The sequence below is a fragment of the Neorhizobium phenanthreniclasticum genome (assembly GCF_040066075.1).
Lineage (GTDB): Bacteria > Pseudomonadota > Alphaproteobacteria > Rhizobiales > Rhizobiaceae > Neorhizobium > Neorhizobium petrolearium.
This window is the reverse complement of record NZ_JBEAAL010000026.1, coordinates 82,664-103,543: the sequence shown is the minus strand read 5'-3', so window position 1 is coordinate 103,543 and position 20,880 is coordinate 82,664. Positions and strand designations below refer to the sequence as shown.

Sequence of the window (20,880 nt, the reverse complement as noted above, 5' to 3'; positions counted from 1 at the left end):
ATATCCAGAAGACGGCCGAGCTGGTCTCCGAGATCTCCGCGGCCTGCCGCGAGCAGGATATCGGCGCCTCACAGATCAACGAGGCGATCCAGCAGCTCGACAAGGTAACCCAGCAGAATGCCGGCGCGTCGGAGGAGATGTCTTCGACATCAGAGGAACTGGCCGCACAGGCCGAGGAACTGCAGGCTTCCATCACCTTCTTCAAGGTCGACAGGGCCAGCACCATCCAGACACGCCAGCCGGCAACAAGGCCTGCTGTGCCGAAGCAGGCGGCCAAGCCCGCTGCGAAAGCCACTGGCGCCCGCCCGCTGGTAGATCATTCCGTTGCCGCGCAGCACGCCCGTGCCAGGGGCTTTGCCCTCGACATGTCGGTCGGCGGTCCGGATGCCGATGACAACGATTTCAGGGAGAGCGCATGATGGCAGGCATATCCTCCGAAGCTCAATTCGTGACTTTTTCCCTTGGCGATGAGGTTTTCGCGGTCCCTGTCGAAGTGGTCCGCGAAATCCTCGACCACGAGGAACCGTTCAAGATCCCGCACGGCCCGGAATATCTTCTGGGTCTGCGCGACGTGCGCGGCCAAGGCGTGCCGGTGATCGACCTGCGCCTGCGGCTCGGCATGTCGAGGACCGTCAAGACACCGCATACACGTATCCTGGTGCTCGATGTGCCCGTCGCCGACCGGATGCTCGCTCTCGGCCTTGTGGCAGACCGGGTTTTCGAGGTTGTGCCGTTCCGCAACGACCAGGTCGAGACCGCTCCGGATATCGGCGTGCGCTGGCGCTCCGATTACATCGCCGGCGTCGTCAGGCGGGATAGCGGTTTTGTCGTCATCATCGACCTCGCGCGGCTGTTCTCCGATTCCGGATCGGTTCTCGCCGATGTCGGACCACAGGCTCAGGTGGCCTAGGCGATAGGAAAGCCCGGTGGCTGGCAAGAATGCATACGGAGATGCTCGGGTGAACATGATGGTGAGGAGTCAGCCGCTCGATGACCGGCTGAGCAAGCGCAATTTCGAGCTTCTATCGAAATACATATACAATTACAGCGGCATAAAGATGCCGCAGACGAAGATGACCATGCTGGAAGGGCGGCTTCGCCGGCGTCTGCGCGTGACCGGCTTGCCGACCTTCGACAGCTATTGCGATTATCTCTTCAAACATGGCGGTATCGAAACCGAAGCAATCTTCCTCATTGACGCCGTCACGACCAACAAGACGGATTTCTTCCGTGAGCCGAAGCATTTCGACTATATGATGCAGAGAGCGCTTCCGGATATTTTGCAGACCTTTGGCGAACGGCGCATCCGCATCTGGAGCTCCGCGTGCTCGACCGGCGCCGAACCTTATACGATAGCCATGGTGATGTCCGATTTTCTCGAAGCGAACGCCCCGGAGCGGGATTATTTCGTGCTGGCCACGGACCTCTCCACCGACGTGCTGCAGAAGGCCCAGCGCGGCATTTATCAGAGCGATCTTCTTCAGCCCGTTCCGGCGGAGATGATGCAGAAATACGTGATGCAGCCTTCCGACAACCGGCGGCAGGAAATGCGCATCAGCCCGAAACTGCGCTCGCGCGTCGGCTTTGCCCGGCTGAACCTCATGGATCAGGCTTATCCGGTCGGCGATCCGATGCATATCATCTTCTGCCGTAACGTGCTGATATACTTCGACAAGCCAACCCAGAGCCACGTGCTGACGCGGCTCTGCAACAATCTCCTCCCCGGGGGCTATCTGTTTATCGGCCATTCGGAAACCGTAACCGGTTTCGATCTGCCGATCAGGCAGGTGGCAAACACCGTCTTCAAGCGGATATGATATCATGGGCGGCAAGATCCGCGTTCTGATCATCGACGACTCAGCAAGCGTCCGCCAGACCCTAGCCGCCATCCTGTCCGCCGATCCCGATATCGAGGTCATGGGGGTCGCCAACGATCCGTTCATGGCGGCGCGGAAAATCCGAGAGGAAATTCCGGACGTCATAACGCTCGATGTCGAAATGCCGCAGATGGACGGCATCACCTTCCTGCGCAAGCTGATGGTCCAGCATCCCATTCCGGTCGTGATGTGCTCATCGCTGACCGAGAGCGGTTCGGAAACGCTGATGCAGGCGCTGGAGGCCGGTGCGGTCGACATCATCCTCAAGCCGAAGATCGGCGCCGCCGACCACCTTGCCGAATCTGCCGATCGCATCCGCACCGCCGTGAAGGGAGCGGCACGCGCACGTGTCGGCAAGCTGCGCGCATCCCGCGTGGCAGGAGGAAGCACGACGGCCAAGCTGACGGCGGATGCGGTCCTGCCGCCGCCGAAGGTCGGCGCCATGGCGAAAACGACGGAAATGGTCGTCTGCATCGGCGCCTCCACCGGCGGCACCGAGGCGCTCCGCGAACTTCTCGAAGCCTTGCCGGCCAATTCGCCGGGCATCGTCATCGTTCAGCATATGCCGGAGAGGTTCACCGCTGCCTTCGCCAAGCGCCTCAACGGGCTCTGTGAAGTCGAGGTCAAGGAAGCGGCGGACGGCGACCCCGTGCTGCGCGGCCACGTGCTGATTGCGCCCGGCGACAGGCATATGCTGCTCGAACGGCGCGGCGCGCGCTACGAGGTCTCGATCCGCAGCGGCCCGCTCGTCAGCCGCCATCGCCCCTCGGTCGATGTGCTGTTCCGTTCGGCCGCGCGATCCGCGGGCGCCAACGCGATGGGTGTGATCATGACCGGCATGGGCGATGATGGCGCGCGCGGCATGAACGAGATGCATCAGGCGGGCGCCTATACGGTGGCGCAAGACGAGGCGACGTCGGTCGTCTTCGGCATGCCCAAGGAAGCGATCGCCCATGGCGGAGTCGACAAGGTCGTCCCGCTTGAGCAGATCGCCCGGGAAATCCTTGCAGCCGATCGCCGCCGGTGAAATCTGGCAGCGTGAAATTCATGCCTCGTTAACCATGTTTGGCAAGAATGAGGTAACGCATCATGAGGATGCGGTGAGAGAGCGATTTGCGCTCCAATTCATCGAATCCACGCATCGTGCCTGCCGGAAATCGGTTCCCGATCTTCACGCCGATGCTGTGCCGGACAGGGACCCAGGATGCCAGTCATTACCTTTGCCAATACCAAGGGCGGAGCAGGAAAGACCACCGCGGTGCTCCTTCTCGCGACCGAACTCGTCGAACAAGGCTATCGTGTCACCATCCTCGACGCCGATCCGCAATACTGGATCTCCCGCTGGCACCAGCTCTCACCGCCGAACGAGAAGCTCAGCGTCATCTCCTACGTAACCCAGGCCTCGATCGAGCGCCACATTTCGGAAAACCGACAAAAAACAGATTATTTCGTGCTCGACCTGCCGGGTGCGCAGAGCCCGCTGCTTGCCAAGGCAATCGGTCTTTCCGACCATGTCCTGATCCCGATCCAGGGCTGCGCCATGGATGCGCAGGGCGGAGCGAACGTGCTGGAACTCTTGCGCTATCTTGAGGACAAGGCCAATCTTCGCGTTCCGCATTCCGTCGTGCTGACCCGCGTCAACTCGATGGTCACGACACGGGCGCTGCTGGCGGTCAAGATGCTGCTCGCGCAGCGCAACGTGGACGTGCTCGACACGCCGATCATCGAACGCGCCGCTTTCCGCGACATATTCGATCTCGGCGGCACACTCTACACCATGGACGAAAGCCGCATCAGCAATCTCGACAAGGCCCGGCAGAACGCCCGTCTCTTCGCGCTTGAAATGCTCCGGCGCGTGCCGCTCCACAGGCCGGCTTCGGCTTCGAGCCGGTTGGTTCGCGCGGCCTAAGACGGGCTATTCCTTCATCTTGATCTGCAGCTTGACGTCCGACGGAAGTCCGGCTGCGGCACGCTCGAAGGCCTTGATCGAATCCTTGAAATCGAACGTCCCGGTAATCAACGGTTTCAGGTCCACTTTGCCCGAGGCGATCAATTCCAGCGCCCTGTCGAAGATATTGGCATAGCGGAACACCGTTTCGATGCGCACTTCCTTCGAGATCGCGCCTGCGACATCGAGTTGGGCCGGTTCCACCGGCAGTCCTACCAGCACGAAGGCACCGCCCGGCCGAACGAGATCGAACATGCCCTGATAGGCCTTCGGGCTGCCGCTCGCCTCGAAGACCACATCCGCGCCCCAGCCGCCGGTCTCCTCCGCGATCACGTCGGCAAACGGCCGCTTGGTGATGTTCACGGGGATGAGGCCCGGATACTGGCCGGCGATCTTCAGCTTGTCGGCGCTGAGATCGGATATGAAGACGCGGGCGCAGCCGCCGGCAAGTGCTGCCAGCGCCACCATGATGCCGATCGGGCCGGCGCCGATCACCGCGCCGACATCGCCCGGCTGGATGCGGGCGCGGGTCGCTGCCTGCATGCCGATCGCAAACGGCTCGACCATCGCGCCTTCCGCAAAGGAGACATTGTCGGGCAGCTTGTATGTGAAGGCCGCCGGATGGATGACAAACGGCGTCAGCACACCATGGATCGGCGGCGTCGCCCAGAAGCGGACATCCGGATCGACGTTGTAAATCCCGAGCTTGGAAGCCCGCGACGAAAGATTAGGCACCCCGGGCTCCATGCAGACCCGATCGCCGACTTTCAGGTTCCTGACATCGGAGCCCACGTCGACGACAGTCCCAGCCGCCTCATGACCGAGCACCATGGGTTCCCGCAGCACATAAGGGCCGATGGCACCATGCGTATAATAATGCACATCGCTGCCGCAGACGCCGACCGTGTCGATTTCGATCTTGACCTCACCGGGACCAGCCTCGGCCGGCAGATCGATTTCCCTTAAGGAAAGGACACCTTTCTTCTCAAGCACCAGAGCCTGCTGCATCGAACTATCCTCGTTCACGTCTTCTCTTTGGTTGGCGGAGCTTCTGGGCAAGATCAAGACCAATATTCGCTCCGCTTGTCAGGCGATGTTCAGCCCCGGCCCACATAGGGCATCTGGCTTGCCATCACCGTCATGAAGAGCACGTTGGCTTCGAGCGGCAGGCCGTCCATGTAAAGCACCGCATCCGCCACGTGCTTCGGGTCCATGACTGGCTCGACCGCGGTCGAAAGGTCCGCCTGAATGGTTCCCTCCCTCATCCGAACCGTCATCGGCGTATCGGCATTGCCGATATCGATCTGGCCGCAGACGATATCGAACTGGCGTCCGTCGAGCGCGATCTGGCGGGTGAGCCCTGTAACGGCATGCTTCGTCATGGTGTAAGGCGCCTGGTAAGGGCGCGGAACGTAGGCCGAGATCGAACCGTTGTTGATGATCCGGCCGCCGCGAGGGCTCTGCCGCCGCATCAGACCGAACGCGGCGCGGGCGCAATAGAAGGCGCCGTTCAGGTTGAGGTCGACGACCTCCCGCCAGGTCTCCAGCGGCAGTTCGTCCATCGGTACGGCCGGCGTACCGCGGCCGGCATTGTTGAACAGAAGATCGAGGCGTCCATAGGCCTCTTCGGTCGCGGCAAACAGCCGGTCGACCGCATGGGGATCGGTGACATCCGTCGGCACCACCAGCGATTCCCCTTCACCAAGCTCGGCCGTGCCCCTGAGTTCGCTCTCGCGACGGCCGGCGAGGACAGTTCGATAGCCTGCTTTCAAAAGCCCGACAGCCACGGCCCGGCCGACTCCGGAACCCGCTCCGGTCACGATCGCCACTTTCGACATCGGATAATCCTCCTCGTTTGGTCGAAGCCGCCTTATAGTCGCCCGCCGGCGCATTCGTCGAGGGCAAGTGCCTGGATTAATGCCTCAAGCTTCCGCCAGCAGTTCCCTGAGCGCGAGGCGCTTGTAAGTCTCCACCATCACATCTCCCTGTTTGCGGCCGACGGAGATCGCCAGCCGCATGGTCGATGTGCCGAGATACATCACCAGCATGGCTCGGTTGAGCAGGCCTTCCGGGTCGGCGTCCGGATGGATATGCCGCAACGCCGCGGCGACGATCGCGCCGTTCTCCTTGGCATCGGTGAGATCGACATCCTGCAACGTCTTGTCGGCCTGGGTTCCTGACCAGATATCGCGCATGACCGGCTCGGCGAGAAACAGGCCGTAATAGGTATCAATGAGGCCTTTGAAGGCTTCGGAGAAGGCCGCAGCGTCACGTGCCGGCTCGATCGCTTCGCGGATGCAGGCCCGTCCTTCTTCGTTGTAGCGCTCGGCGAGAGTGCGCACCACCGAACTCTTGTCCGGAAAGAACTGGTAGAGCGAACCAATCGGCACGCCTGCCCGCTCGGCCAGTTCGCCCATCTTCATCGTATCACTGCCGCCACGGGCAATCAGTTCCTTGGCCGCCGCCAGAATGCGCTCCACCCGCTCGCGGCTGCGCTTCTGCTGTGGCTGGCGGGGCGTCGATGCAGAAATTTCCATTGTCTTTCCATGCTTTGACTTTCAACGCGAGGAATATTCGCATTTTTTATTGACAGCCGCAACACGAGGATTTATCACATTTAAAACATGAGGAAACCTCGCATTAAAGGAGATGGAAACATGGAAAAGCCAATTCTCATCATTGGTGGCAAGGGCAAGACAGGTTCGCGCGTCGCCGAGCGCCTGCATGCGCTGAACAAACCGGTTCGTTTTGCCTCACGCTCCACCGGCTTCGACTGGACGGATCGCACGACCTGGGCGACTGCGCTGCAAGGCGCTTGCGCTGCCTACATCACCTATTATCCGGACCTCGCGGTAAGGGGCGCGCCGGACGACATCGAAGCGCTCGCCAAACTGGCAGTGTCGCTCGGCGTCAAGCGGCTGGTTCTGCTCTCCGGCCGCGGCGAACCGGAAGCACAGGAAAGCGAAAAGCGGCTGATCGCCTCCGGCGCCGACTGGACGATCGTCCGCGCAAGCTGGTTCAACCAGAATTTCGACGAGGGGCAGTTCCAGCCGATGATCCTGGAAGGCGTGATCGCGCTACCGGTAAGCGGGGTGCGCGAACCCTTCATCGATGCGGACGATATCGCCGACGTGGTCGTCGCGGCGCTCACCGACCTGCGGCATATCGGTGAGCTTTACGAAGTGACCGGGCCGAGACTTCTGACCTTCGCCGAAGCAATCGCCGAGATCAGCAAGGCCAGCGGACGGGAGGTCGTCTTTCAGACGATTTCAAATGAAGAGTTCGTGGAAGGACTGAAGGCTGCCGAGGTTCCAGAAGATCTGGCCGAATTGCTGGTGGAGCTTTTCACCGTCGTGCTCGACGGCCGCAACGAATATCTGACCGACGGCGTGCAGCGCGCGCTCGGCCGTTCGCCGAAGGATTTTGCCGGTTACGTGAAAGACGCCGCGGCGCGCGGCGCCTGGAAGTGAACTCAGCTTCTCTTCTTGGTCACAGTGACCGTTCCCGCATCGGCATCGACCACGACCCAGTCGCCGGTTTCAATCACAGTGAGCGGGTCCTGATCGAGCTCGGTGATCGCCGGAACGCGGGTAACGACGGCGCCGAGCGCCATCTTGGTCGTCATCCGCGTGAAGATCATCGCCGCCGGCTGGACACCGTTCAACCGCGTCATGTGGAAATAGGCAGACCAGCCCGACGAGCCCTTGGCACCGGGAAAGACGAGGATCTTACCGGCAAACGAGACGCCACGCATCTCGTGCCGGCGCTCGATGACGGTGCCGGTGCGCTCGTTGATGCCGCCCCAGCCGGAAATCGTCTCTGATGTCACCAGCGCCTCGCCTTCGGCGCGGCCGGCGACGACCTTGCGGCCTTTCAATACAATGGTTTCGGATTTTGTTTCGGTTGCGATCTCCATCAGGCCCTCCCGTTCCATGTCCCCGTCAACGCGGCGTCGACGCAATCGCGGACCGAACCGAACCAGCCCTCAACGCCGGTGATCGCCGGCAGGTAATGCGCCTGTTTGGCGGAATCGGTGGCGATGACGCGGGTTCCTTGCGGCAGGCGCCTCGAAATGGCGGGACAGGTATCGCTCATGACGACCCCGCCGGCTTCCTTGATGGCATCGAGATAACCATTGCGCTCGGCCACCTGCTTGATGGCACGCGGCGTGTGTACCCAGAGCTGCACGTCCGGATGGATCTTCCTGTTTTCCAGCATATGGGCGATCAGCGCCACCTGATCGATGGAATTGTGCGGGCAGCCCAACATGATGAAATCGACCTTTTTCTCGGTCGCGCTCTGCAGTTTCTCATAGGCCTCGCGGCGCTCCGCCGCGCCATACCGGAACGCATCCTTCACCTTACGACCGCCGAAGGCTTCCTCGATCGTGTCCGCCTCCGGCGTGATGCCCGGGATATGGTACATCTCGACCCCGCCGGAGGATGCGGCGGCTGCGCCGAAATGCTTGAGCTTGACGAGGTCCGGCTGATGGCTGGTGCCCTTCAGCACCGGAATGTCCTCGCCGATCACCTCGCCGATGTAATAACCCAGCAGGCCCCAATCCATCATGTCGTCAACCTCGATGTCGAGTTCGATCAGATGGGTGCCGCAGCGATTTTCAGTGATGTGGAAACCCCAATAGGGAATGCGGCCCGTCAGCGCCGCCGCCCCCGTACTTTCCTTACCCTCCACGTTGGTGCGGGCGCCGAGCACGGAATTGCAATAGATGACGGCGGACGATTCCATCCAGGCGCAATGCTCGCCCTTCACCGGCACGTTGCCCACCTGATAGGGCGTGCAGGTGGCAAACATGTTGACCCCGCGGCGGCCGAGGAATTTCTCGTTTTCCCGCTGCATATCGACGAGAGATTTATCGACGCCCTGCAGTTCCCAATTTTCGTTATCGATGCCGGTAATGAGCTGGCAGGTATGGGCCACCATATGCGGCACCTCCACCACCTCGTCGCTGTCGAGGTTGAGCTCCGAATAGACGTGCTCCATGCCTTTTTGCGCGATCGGCTGCACCGAGGGCGTGGAGGCGTTGAACGCGCCGGCGACATTGTTGGTCTCGACCAGGCGCTCGGCGCCGAGCGCCTCCCCGTAACGGACGAGCAGGTCCATGGCGCGCGCCTTGGCGCGGCCGTGCTCGCCGTCATACATGGCCTTTTCATAATCCGTCAGCTTCATCGCGTCCTCCTCACGATGCGGCGCGCATCTCTTCGTCCGTCCATCGATAATGCTTCTTTTCGACATTGTCGGAAACCCGCTCCCGCAATGCCGCAAGGTCGATCTGGTGCACGCTGCCGGTGCCGGCAAGGTCCAACGCATTCGCCGCCGCCATGCCCATGCCGATGCAGGGCCCCATGACGCGCACGCTGGAGAGCGCAGCCGAATCCGCATCGATGCAACGCCCTGCCGCGGCGACGTTGTCGCACTCGTCCGGTGTCAGGCTGCCGAGCGGGATATAATGGGCGTGGTCCTCATCGAAGGTGATCCAGTGGTGGCCATCGCCGTGATCGTGCAACTCGATCGGCCAGGCGGTGCGGGCAACCGCATCGTCGAATTTCGTGCCGGCCCGGATCTCGTCGACCGTCAGGTGATGACTGCCGGCGATCCAGCGAGTCTGGCGGATGCCCGGCAGACCGAACGAACGGATACGGGCATTGCCGAAACATTCCTGAAACTCCTTTTTCAGGAATTCGACGGCGCGCGCCGCCTGGTCCTTGCCTTCCAGCGCCTTCCGCGATGCCTCGACCGGGTCGAGCGGCGTTTCCACATGGGTCATATTCATGGCGGCGATGCCGCGGCCGGGGATGGTGAACCCCAGGCCCTCGCGGCGTAGCAGGCCGTAATCCGCGGCCTTCTCCTTCATCCGGTCGGCAATCTCGTAGCGGGTCGGCTGTTTCGCCTCGTCGATGTTTTCCAGCACCACCATCTGTGTGCCGAACACGCCGCCCTTTTCCGGCTGGCGGCAGGCAAACCCCGCCTGCCAGACGAGCGCCGCATCGCCGCTCGCCTCGACCCAGCCGGTCGCCTCGACCGAGACGCCGCCGTAGCGGGTCATGAAATCCGTCTCCACGATGCGGCGACCTTCCACATGCACGTCGAGGATCGTCGCGCCGAGCACGACCTCGATACCGGCTTCGAGCACGCTTTGCTCCATCCAGCGGCTAAGAACCACTTCGTCGTAATAGACGACCGTCGTGTTCGGCCCGTGGCGGTAGTAGATCGACTTGTCCTGGGATTCCAGATGAGCGAGCAGCCTGTCCGCGACGCCATAGGTGAACTGATAACCGTGCGTTCCGTTCGAAAAGAGGCCGCAGAAGGTGGCGATGATCGAGTTGACCGCCTGGCCGCCGAGCGCAGCCTGTCCATCGACGATCACGACCTTGCGGCCAAGGCGTGCTGCTTCAAGAGCTGCGGAAATGCCCGCGATGCCCGCGCCGACGACGCAGATATCCGCCTTCAGCTTGCGGAACGGCGTGTCCTTTTCGCGTCTGACAATGCGCGTTTCTCGGCTCAGCGTTTCCGCCATAAAGTCCTCCCTTGCAACGCCCGCGCCTCGCGGCGCACATCGGCGGATCGTAACCCAAGCCGCCAAGCCTTGAACCCGGCAAGTCATGCGATCAGTTTTCGTGTTTCGCGAAAGCTGGAAGGGTAATCCGGTCTTGGCTTTCGCTCAAAACGCGGGGATGGCTTGATCCGGAATGCCTTCTGCGAGACGCTTCTGCGTGTAGGATATGAACTCGGCCACCACGTTCTTGTTCATCTTGATGCGCGGCACCAGGGCCTTTACCCACAATGGCTCGACGGGGCATTCGGGCATGACTTCTTCAAGTCTGCCGCTGTCGAGATCCGACTGTGCCAGGAACCGCGGCAGGATTGCGAGACCCAGTCCCTGGCGGGCGGCGGCGAGCAGGATGCGGCTGTCATTGGCGGTGAAGTTCGACGTGATCTCCACGTTGAGCGGGCTCGTCTCCATCTGGAAGGTCCAGGTCGTGCCGATCGTGTGGAACGTGATGCACTCGTGGCCGACGAGTTCTGTCGGATCCTTCGGCCGCTTGCGGCTTGCGAAATATTCGGGCGCGGCGCAGAGCACCCGCGGATAAGCACAGAGCGGGTAGTCGATCACATATGCATAGGATTGCGGCAGTGCGCCCACCGCGACATCGAACCCTTCCTCCAGCGGATTGACCGAACGGTCGATCAGCACGATCTCGATCTTGACCCGCGGATTCCTCGCCTGGAAGGCCGCGCAGATATCGCCGAAGAACATGGAGGCGAGCGTCGTCGGCGCCTTGATGCGTAAGGAACCCGTCAGCCCCAGTTCCTGGGCGCTGGGTGTCGCCAGCGTATCCTCGATCTCGCCGACCAGAAGCTGCAGGCGCGGCCTCAGCCGCTCGCCATCCACCGTCAGAGCCAACCGCCGTGTGGTGCGGACGAAGAGCTGGGTGGTCAGGTGCTCCTCAAGCCGCTTGACGCGCTTGGTGATGACGGAGGTCGCGACGCCCAGATCACGGCCGGCGGCGGAAAAGCTGCCGGCGCGGGCGGTCGCCAGGAATGCGCCGATGTCGAGAAGTATGTTCACTGTCTTTCTCGTTTCGGAAAAAATGGGAACCGGCATCAGGCGCATATTTTCGCCGTTTCTGCAACTCCTTGAGACAATCCATAACCTGCGATCATTTCCCGATCAGCGTCGCTCCCTTTTCAAGTGGCGTGACCGTGCTGCCGTAGAGATTGAGCCAGCCCTTCTCGGCCGAAAGCGGCTTCTGAACAAAGGCTTCAGCCCGAGCGGCAAGCTCCGCCTCCGGCACGTGCAGTTCGATCGAGCGACTGTCGATATCGATGGTGATGCGATCGCCATCCTTCACGAGGCCGAGCGGGCCACCGGTGAAGGCTTCCGGCTTCACCTCGCCAATCACCAGCCCGACATTGACGAGGCCGCTCAACTGTCCGTCGGTCACCACCGCAACCTCGGGGCCGAGGCCGGAACCATCGAGCGCAAAGACGAGGCGGGAGGCGCCGCCCATGCCCGGGCCGCCCCTGACGCCCATGCCGCGCAGAACCAGCACGTCGCCGGGCTTCACCACGCCTTCTTTCAATGCCGCTTCGGCGGACGGCGAATTGTCGAAGACACGCGCCGGACCGTCGAAACTCATCGGCCGGCCTGGACCGCGCAGCCCAACCTTGGCGATCGCGCCATCCGGCGCCAGCGAGCCGCGCAGGAGCACGATGCCGGGCTTGACTCCAAAGGGCTTGTCGAGCGGACGGATGACGTCCGGATCAGCAATCCCGACACCCTCCAGTTCCTCGCCCCAGGTCCTGCCGGTGACGGTCATGGCGGACCGATCGATGAGCGGCTCCAGCCGCTTCATGATACCGCGCGCGCCGCCGGCATCCTCGAATTCCTCGATCGAGTTCGAGCCGATCGGCCGAACAGCGGCGAGGATCGGCACCTCGCCGCTCAACTCCTCGAAAATCCGGTAGACATCGACATCGAGGCCCGCCTCGACAGCAATCGCCTGCAAATGCTTGATCGTGTTGATCGAACCGGACACGGCCAGCACGGTTGCAGCGGCATTGCGGAAGGCGCCGGGCGTCAGGATCTTTCGCGGACGCAGGTCTTCCCAGACCATGTCGATGATGCGATGGCCGGCACGGTCGACATAATCCATCATCTTCTCGCTCATCGCTCTCACCGGCGCACCGCCGGGCAGCGCCATGCCGAGCGCCTCGCAAACCGAGTGCATGGAATTGGCCGTGCCCATGCCCGAACAGACGCCGGGGCTCTTGATGGCATTCTCGCTCATCTCCTTCAATTCCTCGAAGCTGATCTTGCCCGCGGCATGGTGGCCGGCATGGAGGAAGACTTCCTCGATATCCATGTGATGGTTGCGGTACTTTCCGCTCGCCTGATAGCCGCACAGCACGACCAGCGTCGGCAGGTCGATGCGGGCGGCCGCCATGATCTGTCCCGGCGTGGTCTTGTCGCAGGAGGCAAGGCAGATCATGCCATCAAGCTGGGCGCCCTCGACCGCCACTTCGATATCGTTGGTGATGAGGTCGCGGCTCGGCAGGATATAGGTCGCGGCCCGGCCGGCGCTGATGATGAAATCGCTCGGCGCGATCGTTCGGATTTCGAAGGGAATGCCGCCGGCGGCGCGCACCGCTTCCTTCACACGGGCGGAAACCTGATCGAGATGGCTGAAGCAGATAGAGAGTTCCGAAGAGGTATTCACCACCGCGATCTTCGGCTTTTCCATGTCCTCGTCGGTAAGGCCGAGGGCCCGCCATTGCGCCCGCCGCACCGCCCAGCGCGACGTACCCGGTTCGAAATTGCTACGCAATTGTCTCCTGGTCATCCTCAGGCCTCCTCCTCCCGATACCGATCACCTCCGGAGAGGCTAACAATTCCAGAAGCGGTGGGGAATGCTTAGAACAGGCCGCTCACTTTTCTCGAATCGAGAAAGACTGCCCGCATGGTCAATCGCAACGCGCGCAATGAAACGCAAATTGTGCGGCAAGTCCGTTGACAGCGCGGGTTTCGGAAATCCGCAGCGCCATCCAGGCGGAGACGGCCGTCCAGGCCGCGCGCATATAGGCATCGGCGCGGTAAAACGCCGCATCGGGATCGCCCTGCATTGCCGTCATCCTGCCGCTCAGCGCTTCGAAACCGTCGAGAATGCGAAGGACGGCGTCCGAAGCCGCCGGATGTTCGGACATATACGCGTCGATCTCGTCGCGCGCCTTTTCAAGGAAGAGCGCCGAGCCCCTGCCCTCGTCGCGCCAGAGCCGGCGAGTCAGGAAGTCCAGGGCCTGCATGCCGGTCGTGCCCTCGTAGATCGCCATGATGCGGGAATCGCGCAGGTGCTGTTCGAGCGGCCAGTCCTTCGTATAGCCGACGCCGCCCAGCACCTGGATTGCCGCATTCGCCGCATTGAAGCCCGCCTCCGCGCCGAAATTCTTGACGAGCGGCAGCATCCAGCCGGTGAAATCCTCCAGCCCCGGCTCGGTACCGAGCCGCGCCAGATCCATGACGGTCGCGAGCTCCAGAATAGCGGCGCGCAGGATTTCCGTCGAAGAGCGGATTTCATAAAGCTGCCGCTCAACGTCCGGGTGGGTGACGATCTGCACAGGCGGCTGATCGGGCCGGCCACCCTGCCGGCGCTCTTTCGCATAGTCCTCGGCGATATCGGCCGCGGCGGAGGCGATGCCAAGCCCCTGGCAGCCGGTGAGCAACCGCATCAGCTCGATCATGGTGAAGAGCTGCGGCAAGCCGCGCCCCTCCTGGCCGACCATGACGGCGCCGGCATTTTCGAAGCGCATGGCGCAGGTGGGCGAGCCGTGCAGGCCCATCTTCTCCTCGATCCGGTCGACCGATACGCCGTTCGGCTTTCCGTCGATCAGGTTCGGCACGAGAAACAGGCTGATGCCGCGCGTGCCCGGCTGATCGTTGGTTCGGGCAAGCAGGCAGTGGCCGATACGTTCGGCCATGTCGTGATCGCCGAAGGAGATCCAGATCTTCTGTCCGGTCACGAACCACTCGCCGCCGCGAAGCTCCGCCCTCGTCCGCAGCCGGCCGACATCGGAACCGGCTTCCGGCTCAGAGATGCAGATGGTCGCCGCCCATTCGCCCGACGAAAGCTTCGGCACCCATCCGGCCGCAGTTTCCTCGTCGGCCGCTTCCGCCAGGAGATGCGCAGCGGCACGGGTGGAGCCGGCCGCCATCATCAGCGCCACGCAGCCGCGCTCGAAAAGCGGCGCGCAGGCGGCATGCAGCGTCAGCGGCACGGCCTGTCCGCCGAACTTCTCCGGCACGTCCATGCCGAGCCAGCCGGCTTCGGCATATTGCCTGAAAGCCGCAGCGAAACCTTCCGGCGTCCTCACCCGCCCGTCGACGACCTGCGCGCCGGCGCGGTCGCCGACCCCATTCAGAGGGGCAAGCACGCCTTCCGCAAAGTTGGCGGCCTCCCCGACGATCGCCGTCACCGTCTCGTCGTCGCAATCCTGCCTGAGATCCCGCAGCCTGTGCCAGCCCGGCGTCAGGGACAGGAGTTCAAGCGTCCGGTCTGCCTGATCCGAAAAGGACATGGATCCTCACCGCGGCTGCATGCGGATGGCGCCGTCGAGACGGATCACCTCGCCGTTGACATACTGGTTCTCGATCAGAAAGCGCACCGCATCGGCAAATTCCGCCGGTTCGCCGAGCCGCGAGGGATAGGGAATGGCAGCGCCAAGGCTATCCTGCGTTTCCTGCGGCAGGCCCTTCAAGAGCGGCGTCATGAAAATGCCCGGCGCCACCGTGTTGACGCGGATTCCGAAGCGGGAAAGTTCGCGCGCTACCGGCAGGGCCATGGAAACGATACCGCCCTTGGAGGCGGAATAGGCGGCCTGACCGATCTGTCCTTCGAAGGCGGCAACCGAAGCGGTGTTGACGATGGCGCCGCGTGCCTTGTCTTCCCGTTCGGTTGTTGTCGCCATGCGCTCGGCGGCGAGCCGCATCATGTTGAACGTGCCGACCAAGTTGATGCGGATCACACGCTCGAAATCCGCAAGCGGCATTGGCCCTTCCTTGCCGAGAATGCGGCCGGCCATGCCGATGCCGGCGCAATTGACGAGGATGCGCAGGCCATCGCCGGCCTTGGCGGCCACGTCCATAACTTTTGCCGCATCGCCCTCGCTGGTTACGTCGCCCGAAATTGCCACGCCGCCGATATCACCGGCGACCTTTTCGGCTGCGTCTCCATTGCGGTCGAAGACGTGAACGATGGCGCCAAGCTTTGCAAGCAGGCGGGCCGTCGCCTCGCCAAGCCCCGATCCGCCGCCGGTGACGACTGCGCTCGATCCCTCGATCCTCATGCAGCAAGCTCCTTTCCGACCCGGATGACATCCGGTCCATCCTCATAGAGAGCCTCGACCAGATCGCTGCGATGCGCAAGCACGGCACGCTGGTTGATCGAGCCCTTGTCGGTCACCTCGCCCTTTTCGAAGCGCAAGGGAGTCGTCATCAGCATGATGCGCATGATGCGCGTCGCCGAACCGCTTGCCTGCCGCTGGTGCTCGGCAAGCTTTGCCGCAATCGCCGCCTTGACCGTCGGATGGGCAACCACCTCTTCGTCGGAAAGGCCGCTTCCGCCCGGAACGAGTTCCCGCAATGCCGGCATGAAGGGCACCGCAAGTGCGCCGAGCTCCGCCTGGTTCTCGCCTGTGATCACCGCGTCGCGAATCAGTCCGCCGAACTGGTTGACGATCTGGGCGCGCAGCACGCCGACCGCCACCCATGTGCCGGTCTGCAATTTGAAGTTCTCCGCCGTGCGTCCGTCGAAATAGAAACCCTTGCGCGGATCGCCGGGGACTGCGAACTTCACCGCGTCGCCGATCCTGTAGAACCCTTCCTCATCGAAGGCCGCGGCGGTCAGCTTCTCGTTGCGCCAGTAGCCGGGCGTGATATTGGGGCCCTTGAGGCGCAGCTCGTATTTGTCCTGGAACGGCACCAGCTTCATGGTGACCCCTTGAGCCGGGATGCCGATATTGCCGGGCTTTTCCTGCGGATCGGTGCAGAAGAGCGAGAACGGCGCCGTCTCCGTGGAGCCCAAGCCGGTGCCGAGCGGCACGTAGCCGCCGACGGTCATTTCCGCAAGTTCGATCAGGGCATCCCAGGTATGCTGGGCCATGCCGGCGCCGGCATACATCATCATCTTCAGATCCTTGAAGAAGCTCTGGCGAAGCTTGTCATCTTCGCGCATCTCCTGGACCAACATCTCGTATCCCGCCGGAACGTTGAAATACCAGGTCGGCGAAATTTCCCGGAGATTGGCGATGGTCTGGCCGATCAGCTTCGGCGTCGGCTTGCCGCGATCGATGTAATAGGTGCCGCCATGGTAGATCACGAGGTTGAAGCACTTGTTGCCGCTTGCCGTGTGGTTCCATGGTGACCAGTCCACCAGGACCGGCGGCTCCTCTCGGAAGTAGGCATAACAATCCGCTACCATTTCCTGGTTGGAGCAGAGCATGCGCTGCGTCTGGATGACCGCCTTTGGAGAGCCTGTCGTGCCGGACGTGAAGAGGAATTTTGCCACGGTATCCGGCCCGACCGCATCGAAAGCCGCGTCCACCGCCCCGGTCGGCTCGGTCCTGAGGATGTCGTCGAAGAGATGGGTATTGGGACGGCCATCCGGCAGGTTGCGGATCGCGGCAAACGGCATGTCTGCGCCGAAGGCCGTATCGACAGCCTTTTGGAAGACAGCCGCATCATCGGCGAACACTAGGCCCGGCGTGATCTGGGCGGCGATCTCGCCAAGCTTGCCGAAGTCGGAGGAGATGGTCGCATAGGCCGGCGCGATCGCCGCGGAAGGGATGCCGACATGCTGGGCGCCGAGCGCCATCAGCGCATGGTCGATCGAATTCTCGGAGAGAATGACGAGCGGATTTTCGGCCGAAAGCCCCAGATCGAGCAGGAACTGACCGATGCGCCGCACCCAGTCCAGAGCCTGGCCGTAGGTCACCTTGCGCCACTCACCCGTGCCCTCGCGATCGGCCATCCAGACACGATCCGGCCTCGTCTTCGCCCAATGCACCAGCCGCTCGTTGATCTTGCCGGGATAGGGACCGAGCCGGTCCTCCCGCCGGACGAGGAACTCGCCGTTCGGCCTTTCCTCCCAGCGCACCACCGGCGACCAGAGCTTTACATTGCGGACGGATTTCCCGCTCATGAGTCTCCTCCCAGACGTCAATCACATGAATTCTAATGAGAGCCGCAACGGCTCCTCCCAAAATTTGTTTACAAAGAAACAATCTCCATGTAAACGATCAAAAACTCAAAACGGGCGGGGGAGCGTCCGTTGCTGGAGGGAGCAGACAAGAATGGCCGACCAGACGGCAATCAGCTTCGTGACCTATGAGCTCAAGGGCAAGGTCGCCCATATAGGTCTCAACCGCCCTGAAAAACGCAATGCCATCAGCGATCGCTTCGTTGAAATGATTGCGGAATCGGTAGCGCGCGCCGAAAGCGAAGCGAAAGCCGTCGTTCTGTTCGGGCATGGCGACCATTTCTGCGCCGGGCTCGATCTTGCCGAACACGTCAAGAAGACGCCGATCCAGGGCGTGCATGGCTCGCGCCGCTGGCACGCCGTGTTCGCCGGCATCGAACATGGCACGATTCCGTGGATTTCCGCCCTGCACGGTGCCGTCGTCGGCGGCGGGCTGGAACTTGCGGCATCGACCCATATCCGGGTCGCGGACCGCTCCGCCTTTTTCGCCCTGCCGGAAGGGCAGCGCGGCATTTTCGTCGGCGGCGGCGGTTCGGTGCGTGCCGCGCGGCTTATGGGCGTCGCGCGCATGACCGACATGATGCTGACCGGGCGGGTTGCCTCGGCGGAAGAAGCCGAGCGCTGGAACCTCGCACAATATGTCGTCGAGAAGGGCCAGGCGCGCGAGAAGGCGCATCAGCTTGCGGAAGCGGCCGCCAGCAACGCCGAAATCTCCAATTACGCGGTCATCAACGCATTGCCGCGCATCCAGGACATGGCCAAGGAAGACGGGCTTTTCGTCGAATCCTTCATCGCCTCCTTCACCGCCACGAGCCCCGAGGCGGAGGAGCGGCTGCGCGCCTTCCTCGAAAAACGCGCCGCGCGGCTGAAGACACCGGGTTCGGCCTGAGAGGAGTTTTCGGATGGACATGCCGATCCGCACGACTGACGAGGTGAATCTCGATCGTCTCGACACGGCGCTCGGCTTCCTGATGCGGCTTGCCCAGCTCAAGATCTACGAGCGCTTTTTCGAAGAGGTCGGCGATCACAACCTGAAACCGGGGGAATTTTCGGTTCTCTGGGTTCTCCTTCACAATCCGGGGATCCGGCAAAGCGTGCTCGGCCAGCGGCTGATGATCAAGCGGGCCCATATGACGAAGCTAATCCGCTCACTGGAGGATCAGGGCCTCGTCTCACGCCGTATCCCCGACGACGACCGCCGTGCTGTCGAAATCACGCTGACGCCCGCGGCCGCAACGATGGTGGAACAGGCCGGCGACTGGTTCTTTACCTATGAGGATTCAGTCGGGGAAAATCTCAACGCCGCCGAACGCCGGCAACTGACGGCCCTGTTGCGGAAATTCGTCGGCCTGGGCTGAACATCGGCAGACAAATCGAAGGATCGGGAGGAGCGAAGCTTGAATATCGACGATCTGATCGCCATCGACATCCACACCCATGCCGAGGAGCCCTGCTGCGGCCCGCGGGACGACGGTTATGACGAGTTCCAGGCCGGCATGGCGAAATATTTCAGGAATCCCGCCGGAGCGCAGGGCATGTTGCCGACCGTGCAGGAAACCGCCGCCTATTACCGCGAGCGCAGGATCGGCTGTGTAATCTTTCCGGTCGACGCGGAGCGGGAAACCGGCTTCCGCCGCTACGACAACGAGGAAGTGGCAAGGATCGCCGCCGAAAACAGCGACATCATGATCCCGTTTGCCTCGATCGATCCCGCCAAGGGCAAGGCCGGCGCCCGAGAGGCGCGGCGGCTGGTGCGCGAATTCGGCGTCAAGGGTTTCAAGTTCCACCCGACCATGCAGGGGTTCTATCCGAACGACCGGATGGCCTATCCGCTCTACGAGGCGATCCAGGAGGAAGGCGCGATCACGCTCTTCCATACCGGCCAGACGGGCGTCGGCGCCGGGCTTCGGGGCGGCATGGCGATGCGGCTGAAATTCTCCAACCCGATCCATCTCGACGATGTGGCGGTCGATTTTCCCGACATGCCGATCATATTGGCACACCCCTCCTTCCCCTGGCAGGAGGAGGCCCTTTCTGTCGCGACCCACAAGCCGAACGTCTATATCGACATGTCCGGCTGGTCGCCGAAATATTTCCCGCCGATCCTCGTGCAATATGCCAATTCGCTGCTGAAGCACAAAATGCTGTTCGGTTCCGACTGGCCAGCGATCACGCCGGACCGCTGGTTGTCCGACTTCGCCAATATCGCCATCAAGGACGAGGTGCGGCCGCTGATCCTCAAGGAAAACGCCCGCAAGCTTTTGAAGATTTAGGTCGGGACAAAGCTCTTCCGGATCACAAGCTCGGGAATGACCCGTTCGTAGCCCGGCGCGGCATCGGGGTTTTCAAGCCGACGCTCCAGAAGCTCGACGGCGCGGGTCGCCATGGTCGCCGGGTCCTGCCTGAAAGTCGTGAGGCCGTAGCTCAGCCAGGCCGCCTCCGGCACGTCGTCGAAACCGATCACCGCCACATCATCCGGCACCCGCAGGCCAAGTTCGGTGCGGACGAAATCCATCAGGCCGAAGGCGATCTGGTCGTTGGCGCAGAAGACCGCATCCGGCTTCTCATCGGACAGGAACAGCTCACGGGCCGCGACAATGCCGCTGTCGTAGTCCGAATCCGGCCCCCTTGCCACCGTCACCTCGGCGCCCAGCGCACGGGCCGCGGAAAGGAAAGCGCTTTCGCGTTCCATGATGCTCGGCGTGCCGGACCCGGACCCGATCACGGCGAGCCGGCGGCGGCCGGCGGCGAAGAAGGCGGTGGCGGCGTTGCGCGAGGCCTCGGAATTGCCAGCACGGACATGGTCGGCGTCGGGTTCCGAGCGGCCGATGACCACGAGCGGCTGGCCGTTTCGCTGGGCAAGCTCGAAGAAGCTCGCCGGCGGCGAGCCGGAGAGAATGATCGTCGCCTCGGCGCGATGGCCGATCAGCATCTTCTGGGCGGCGAGCAACTCCTCCTCCGCCTGGCCGGTATTGATGAGGATCGGAATGCTGCCGCGTCTGATCAGCGCCTTGGCGAGCGCTGCGGTCAGATGGGCTCGGAAGCCGAGTTCGGGCTTGGTGGCGACGATGCCCACCAGCCGGCTCTGGTTGGCGAGCACGCCGCGCGCCAGGTCGTTAACGTGGTAGCCCAGCTCATCGGCCGCACGCAGGACCTTTTCGCGCGTCGCAGGCGCCACGCTGGCGCCCGGCGTGAAGGTGCGGGAGACCGCCGAGCGGGACACTCCGGCGAGCCGGGCAACCTGTTCGGCGCTGACGAAGCGCATTCTCTTTTCGTCCTTCATGCT

20 protein-coding genes and 1 pseudogene are annotated in these 20,880 nt (G+C 62.7%); 9 read left to right on the top strand and 12 right to left on the bottom strand.

Going from position 1 to position 20,880, the window contains the following annotated elements; translation table 11 throughout:
- From ABK249_RS26280 to ABK249_RS26260, 5 genes and pseudogenes are all read left to right on the top strand, one after another.
- Positions 1-419: pseudogene (locus tag ABK249_RS26280) on the top strand (methyl-accepting chemotaxis protein); the annotation flags it as partial.
- A complete protein-coding gene (locus ABK249_RS26275) occupies positions 419-910 on the top strand; it encodes a chemotaxis protein CheW (protein WP_227704828.1) in 492 nt (163 codons plus the stop codon). The pseudogene ABK249_RS26280 and the gene ABK249_RS26275, both read left to right, overlap by 1 nt.
- A 55-nt stretch (positions 911-965) precedes the next feature.
- Positions 966-1,817, top strand: coding sequence for a CheR family methyltransferase (locus ABK249_RS26270; RefSeq protein ID WP_227705263.1), 852 nt, complete (start codon positions 966-968; stop codon positions 1,815-1,817).
- Positions 1,818-1,821: 4 nt separating this feature from the next.
- Positions 1,822-2,904: a protein-glutamate methylesterase/protein-glutamine glutaminase gene (locus tag ABK249_RS26265; RefSeq protein ID WP_227704827.1), complete on the top strand. Its 1,083-nt coding sequence runs from the start codon at positions 1,822-1,824 to the stop codon at positions 2,902-2,904.
- Positions 2,905-3,081: 177 nt separating this feature from the next.
- The gene (locus ABK249_RS26260; RefSeq protein WP_227704826.1) at positions 3,082-3,786 is read left to right on the top strand and encodes a ParA family protein; all 705 of its coding nucleotides are present in this window, start codon (positions 3,082-3,084) and stop codon (positions 3,784-3,786) included.
- A gap of 6 nt (positions 3,787-3,792) precedes the next feature.
- Here the strand turns inward: ABK249_RS26260 and ABK249_RS26255 are convergent, their stop codons facing one another.
- The 3 genes from ABK249_RS26255 to ABK249_RS26245 all read right to left on the bottom strand — a co-directional run bounded on the left by ABK249_RS26255 (position 3,793) and on the right by ABK249_RS26245 (position 6,362).
- Positions 3,793-4,833 (bottom strand): NAD(P)-dependent alcohol dehydrogenase, encoded by a 1,041-nt coding sequence (locus ABK249_RS26255; RefSeq protein WP_348864485.1) that lies wholly within the window; start codon positions 4,831-4,833, stop codon positions 3,793-3,795.
- Between the two features lie 89 nt (positions 4,834-4,922).
- Positions 4,923-5,663 (bottom strand): SDR family oxidoreductase, encoded by a 741-nt coding sequence (locus tag ABK249_RS26250; protein ID WP_037152460.1) that lies wholly within the window; start codon positions 5,661-5,663, stop codon positions 4,923-4,925.
- A gap of 84 nt (positions 5,664-5,747) precedes the next feature.
- A complete protein-coding gene (locus ABK249_RS26245) occupies positions 5,748-6,362 on the bottom strand; it encodes a TetR/AcrR family transcriptional regulator (RefSeq protein ID WP_037152458.1) in 615 nt (204 codons plus the stop codon).
- A gap of 120 nt (positions 6,363-6,482) precedes the next feature.
- Between ABK249_RS26245 and ABK249_RS26240 the strand changes: the two genes are divergently transcribed.
- Positions 6,483-7,295, top strand: a complete 813-nt coding sequence (locus tag ABK249_RS26240) for an NmrA family NAD(P)-binding protein (protein WP_348864484.1) — start codon at positions 6,483-6,485, stop codon at positions 7,293-7,295.
- A gap of 2 nt (positions 7,296-7,297) precedes the next feature.
- Here the strand turns inward: ABK249_RS26240 and ABK249_RS26235 are convergent, their stop codons facing one another.
- From ABK249_RS26235 to ABK249_RS26200, 8 genes are all read right to left on the bottom strand, one after another.
- Positions 7,298-7,741, bottom strand: a complete 444-nt coding sequence (locus ABK249_RS26235) for an aconitase X swivel domain-containing protein (RefSeq protein ID WP_348864483.1) — start codon at positions 7,739-7,741, stop codon at positions 7,298-7,300.
- Positions 7,741-9,012, bottom strand: coding sequence for an aconitase X (locus tag ABK249_RS26230; RefSeq protein WP_227704822.1), 1,272 nt, complete (start codon positions 9,010-9,012; stop codon positions 7,741-7,743). The genes ABK249_RS26235 and ABK249_RS26230 overlap by 1 nt, the downstream gene beginning before the upstream one ends.
- 10 nt (positions 9,013-9,022) lie before the next feature.
- Positions 9,023-10,360 (bottom strand): FAD-dependent oxidoreductase, encoded by a 1,338-nt coding sequence (locus ABK249_RS26225; protein ID WP_348864482.1) that lies wholly within the window; start codon positions 10,358-10,360, stop codon positions 9,023-9,025.
- Positions 10,361-10,504: 144 nt separating this feature from the next.
- On the bottom strand, positions 10,505-11,413 hold the full coding sequence (locus ABK249_RS26220) for a LysR family transcriptional regulator (RefSeq protein WP_348864481.1): 909 nt from the start codon (positions 11,411-11,413) through the stop codon (positions 10,505-10,507).
- A 91-nt stretch (positions 11,414-11,504) separates the two neighbouring features.
- Positions 11,505-13,187: a dihydroxy-acid dehydratase gene (gene ilvD / locus ABK249_RS26215; RefSeq protein WP_348864480.1), complete on the bottom strand. Its 1,683-nt coding sequence runs from the start codon at positions 13,185-13,187 to the stop codon at positions 11,505-11,507.
- Between the two features lie 121 nt (positions 13,188-13,308).
- Complete coding sequence (locus tag ABK249_RS26210; protein WP_348864479.1) at positions 13,309-14,916, bottom strand: acyl-CoA dehydrogenase family protein; 1,608 nt, start codon at positions 14,914-14,916, stop codon at positions 13,309-13,311.
- 6 nt (positions 14,917-14,922) lie between these two features.
- A complete protein-coding gene (locus ABK249_RS26205; RefSeq protein WP_348864478.1) occupies positions 14,923-15,684 on the bottom strand; it encodes an SDR family NAD(P)-dependent oxidoreductase in 762 nt (253 codons plus the stop codon).
- Entirely contained in the window at positions 15,681-17,537 is a 1,857-nt protein-coding gene (locus ABK249_RS26200; protein WP_348864477.1) for a feruloyl-CoA synthase, read from the bottom strand. The genes ABK249_RS26205 and ABK249_RS26200 overlap by 4 nt, the downstream gene beginning before the upstream one ends.
- Before the next feature lie 151 nt (positions 17,538-17,688).
- Between ABK249_RS26200 and ABK249_RS26195 the strand changes: the two genes are divergently transcribed.
- From ABK249_RS26195 to ABK249_RS26185, 3 genes are read left to right on the top strand one after another with little or no spacing between them, the layout of a single operon-like run.
- A complete protein-coding gene (locus ABK249_RS26195) occupies positions 17,689-18,483 on the top strand; it encodes a crotonase/enoyl-CoA hydratase family protein (protein ID WP_348864476.1) in 795 nt (264 codons plus the stop codon).
- Between the two features lie 13 nt (positions 18,484-18,496).
- Positions 18,497-18,952 (top strand): MarR family winged helix-turn-helix transcriptional regulator, encoded by a 456-nt coding sequence (locus ABK249_RS26190; RefSeq protein WP_227704815.1) that lies wholly within the window; start codon positions 18,497-18,499, stop codon positions 18,950-18,952.
- A 39-nt stretch (positions 18,953-18,991) separates the two neighbouring features.
- Complete coding sequence (locus ABK249_RS26185) at positions 18,992-19,867, top strand: amidohydrolase family protein (protein WP_037152429.1); 876 nt, start codon at positions 18,992-18,994, stop codon at positions 19,865-19,867.
- On the opposite strand, the gene ABK249_RS26180 is transcribed toward ABK249_RS26185, so the two are convergent.
- Positions 19,864-20,877, bottom strand: coding sequence for a LacI family DNA-binding transcriptional regulator (locus tag ABK249_RS26180; RefSeq protein ID WP_348864475.1), 1,014 nt, complete (start codon positions 20,875-20,877; stop codon positions 19,864-19,866). The genes ABK249_RS26185 and ABK249_RS26180 overlap by 4 nt on opposite strands.
- Positions 20,878-20,880: the final 3 nt, after the last annotated feature.

Coding starts and splice junctions, on each gene's coding strand:
- ABK249_RS26180 (WP_348864475.1), bottom strand. CDS start 20,877: ATGAAGGACGAAAAGAGAATGCGCTTCGTCAGCGCCGAACAGGTTGCC.
- ilvD (WP_348864480.1), bottom strand. CDS start 13,187: ATGACCAGGAGACAATTGCGTAGCAATTTCGAACCGGGTACGTCGCGC.
- ABK249_RS26250 (WP_037152460.1), bottom strand. CDS start 5,663: ATGTCGAAAGTGGCGATCGTGACCGGAGCGGGTTCCGGAGTCGGCCGG.
- ABK249_RS26225 (WP_348864482.1), bottom strand. CDS start 10,360: ATGGCGGAAACGCTGAGCCGAGAAACGCGCATTGTCAGACGCGAAAAG.
- ABK249_RS26205 (WP_348864478.1), bottom strand. CDS start 15,684: ATGAGGATCGAGGGATCGAGCGCAGTCGTCACCGGCGGCGGATCGGGG.
- ABK249_RS26275 (WP_227704828.1), top strand. CDS start 419: ATGGCAGGCATATCCTCCGAAGCTCAATTCGTGACTTTTTCCCTTGGC.
- ABK249_RS26235 (WP_348864483.1), bottom strand. CDS start 7,741: ATGGAGATCGCAACCGAAACAAAATCCGAAACCATTGTATTGAAAGGC.
- ABK249_RS26230 (WP_227704822.1), bottom strand. CDS start 9,012: ATGAAGCTGACGGATTATGAAAAGGCCATGTATGACGGCGAGCACGGC.
- ABK249_RS26270 (WP_227705263.1), top strand. CDS start 966: ATGATGGTGAGGAGTCAGCCGCTCGATGACCGGCTGAGCAAGCGCAAT.
- ABK249_RS26265 (WP_227704827.1), top strand. CDS start 1,822: ATGGGCGGCAAGATCCGCGTTCTGATCATCGACGACTCAGCAAGCGTC.
- ABK249_RS26190 (WP_227704815.1), top strand. CDS start 18,497: ATGGACATGCCGATCCGCACGACTGACGAGGTGAATCTCGATCGTCTC.
- ABK249_RS26255 (WP_348864485.1), bottom strand. CDS start 4,833: ATGCAGCAGGCTCTGGTGCTTGAGAAGAAAGGTGTCCTTTCCTTAAGG.
- ABK249_RS26260 (WP_227704826.1), top strand. CDS start 3,082: ATGCCAGTCATTACCTTTGCCAATACCAAGGGCGGAGCAGGAAAGACC.
- ABK249_RS26240 (WP_348864484.1), top strand. CDS start 6,483: ATGGAAAAGCCAATTCTCATCATTGGTGGCAAGGGCAAGACAGGTTCG.
- ABK249_RS26245 (WP_037152458.1), bottom strand. CDS start 6,362: ATGGAAATTTCTGCATCGACGCCCCGCCAGCCACAGCAGAAGCGCAGC.
- ABK249_RS26195 (WP_348864476.1), top strand. CDS start 17,689: ATGGCCGACCAGACGGCAATCAGCTTCGTGACCTATGAGCTCAAGGGC.
- ABK249_RS26200 (WP_348864477.1), bottom strand. CDS start 17,537: ATGAGCGGGAAATCCGTCCGCAATGTAAAGCTCTGGTCGCCGGTGGTG.
- ABK249_RS26210 (WP_348864479.1), bottom strand. CDS start 14,916: ATGTCCTTTTCGGATCAGGCAGACCGGACGCTTGAACTCCTGTCCCTG.